At 46.6% G+C, this 354-nt stretch carries 1 protein-coding gene; it reads right to left on the reverse strand.

Translation table 11 applies throughout. The features are described from left to right. Window positions 1–173 precede the first annotated feature (173 nt). Window positions 174–296 (reverse strand): hypothetical protein, encoded by a 123-nt coding sequence (locus FLQ44_RS25085; protein ID WP_369126620.1) that lies wholly within the window; start codon window positions 294–296, stop codon window positions 174–176. Window positions 297–354: the final 58 nt, after the last annotated feature.

The raw sequence follows: 354 nt of genomic DNA on the forward strand, positions 1-354 counted from the left end.
TATTTGGGCGGGGATGTTACTGACTCAAACCCGAGTCATGGACTTGTTCTTGGCGATTTTACGCCCTTGGAACTTGGCGCCAGAAACATTGACTTGGATCATTTTGATTGGTGCTGCAATTCCTACAGCCTATACTGGCGCATCGGGTATCTTCGTTGTTGCCGCGGGTGCGATCATCTATAAAGAAGTATGGAATTCTGGTGCACGCCGTCAATATGCATTGGCTGTTTCAGCAAATGATTCAGTGCAACTGGTGGCGTCACATAACCGAACTCGAATGCAACCAATACAATCATCCAGAAGTGGATTGGATGGATACCATTATCAAATGCAACTGGCGCAAGATCTTGATCG

This window comes from Vogesella mureinivorans (genome assembly GCF_007644035.1).
Taxonomy (GTDB): domain Bacteria; phylum Pseudomonadota; class Gammaproteobacteria; order Burkholderiales; family Chromobacteriaceae; genus Vogesella; species Vogesella mureinivorans.